The sequence below is a fragment of the Rhodococcus sp. R1101 genome, from assembly GCF_000278445.1.
Classification (GTDB): Bacteria; Actinomycetota; Actinomycetes; order Mycobacteriales; family Mycobacteriaceae; genus Rhodococcus; species Rhodococcus gordoniae.
Map to the genome: position 1 here is coordinate 1 of NZ_AJVB01000612.1, position 1,954 is coordinate 1,954.

2 protein-coding genes are annotated in these 1,954 nt (G+C 69.5%); both read left to right on the plus strand.

Annotated features, from left to right (window positions below):
• Positions 1 to 194 precede the first annotated feature (194 nt).
• Complete coding sequence (gene scpB / locus R1101_RS0122305; protein ID WP_081494145.1) at positions 195 to 827, plus strand: SMC-Scp complex subunit ScpB; 633 nt, start codon at positions 195 to 197, stop codon at positions 825 to 827.
• 10 nt (positions 828 to 837) lie between these two features.
• Positions 838 to 1,954: pseudouridine synthase (locus tag R1101_RS31205; RefSeq protein WP_232284810.1), on the plus strand; the 1,117-nt coding region annotated here is incomplete at its 3' end.

Consider the following 1,954-nt stretch of genomic DNA (forward strand, 5'->3'; position numbering starts at 1 on the left):
GAGTTGTACCGCGAACGCGCCGTCACCTTCGAGCAACCCGATCCGCTGGGGCACCTGCAGGTCGCGTGGACGGGGGAGACCGACGACGCCGTCGATTTCGAGGAGGACTACGGGTGAGCGACGACGCCGTCGAGCACGAGCGTGCAGGCGACACCGCCGCGCAGGAGCGTGCATGGGACGGTGAGCTTCTCGACATCGCCGACGACGAACTCACCGCGGCCCTCGAAGCGCTGCTGCTCGTCGTCGACACCCCCGCACCCACCGAGCAGCTCGCCGCCGCCATCGGGGTCACCGCCGACCGGTCCGAGGCCGCGCTGCGACGTCTCGCGCAGGACCTCACCGCGCGTGGATCCGGCATCGATCTGCGGTATGCGGGCGACGGATGGCGCTTCTACACCCGTCGCGATTTCGCGCCGTATGTCGAGAAGTTGCTGCAGGGTGGCGCCCGCACCAAACTCACCCGCGCCGCACTCGAGACTCTCGCCGTGATCGCCTATCGGCAGCCGGTCACCCGCAGCCGTGTCGGCGCGGTGCGCGGCGTCAACGTCGACGGGGTGATGCGCACGCTGCTCGCCCGCGATCTGATCGCCGAGGCCGGCACCGATCCCGACACCGGTGGCACGCTCTATGTCACCACCGAGTTGTTCCTCGAGCGCCTCGGCCTGGCATCTCTGCAGGATCTTCCGCCCGTTGCGCCGCTTCTGCCCGATGTCGATGTGATCGACGACATCGCCGACAGTCTCGAGTCGGACCCACGATTTGAGAGAATGGGTAGGAACGCGCGTCCCGAGACTCTCTCGCCCGCGGAGTTCGATCCAGAGAACTGACAGGAATCAAGTGAATACACCCGCTCGCCGTGATGGCACACCGGATCGTAGAAGAAACAATCCCCGCAGCGCGACTACGCGCAATGCCGGGGCCTCCCGCTCGGGACGCACCGAATCCCCGCGTTCCGGAGGACGCACCGAATCCCCGCGTGCGGGAGGACGCACCGAATCCCCGCGTTCGGGGCGCGCAGGGGCTCCCCGTACGGGGGAGCGCACCGACTCACCCCGTTCCGATCGCCGGGCCACTCCCGGTCAGTCGGCCGCCAGCCGCACTCCGGCTCAGTCGGCCGGAGGCCGCAATCCCGCCCAGTCGGCCGGAGGCCGCAATCCCGCCCAGCCGGCCGCCGGTCGCAAACCGCACCGCAAGGGCACCTCGACCGGCAAGCCCTCCAAGCCTGCCGCCAAGCGCGCCGCACAGCGCGTCGTTCCGACCGTGAGCAACGCCCGCCCCGCGCGTCACCAGCACCGCGAAGCCGGCCCGGCCCAGCTGCCCGCCGGTGAAGGCGTGCGGCTGCAGAAGGTGCTCGCCCAGGCCGGCGTCGCCTCGCGCCGCGCAGCCGAGGAACTCATCGCCGCAGGTCGCGTCGAGGTCGACGGCAACATCGTCGTCGAGCAGGGCCTGCGCGTGGACCCGGAGAACGCCGTGATCCGGGTCGACGGCGTCCGCGTCGTCGTCAACAAGGATCTCGTGCATCTCGTGCTGAACAAACCGCGCGGCTGGCAGTCCACGATGTCCGACGATCTCGGTCGTCCCTGTGTCGGCGACATCGTTTCCGAACGCGTCGCCGCCGGGCAGCGCCTGTTCCACGTCGGTCGTCTCGACGCCGACACCGAAGGTCTGCTGCTGCTCACCAACGACGGTGAACTCGCGCACCGGCTCATGCACCCGTCCTACGAGGTCCCCAAGACCTACCTGGCGACCGTCAAGGGTGTGCTCGCGCGCGGGGTCGGCAAGCAGCTCAAGGCCGGTATCGAACTCGAGGACGGGCCTGCCTCGGTCGACGAGTTCGCGTTGCTCGAGGTCCACGAAGGCCAGTCGCTGGTGCGGCTCGTGCTGCACGAGGGCCGCAAGCACATCGTGCGACGTCTGCTCGACGCCGCCGGTCATCCCGTGATCCGGCTCGTGC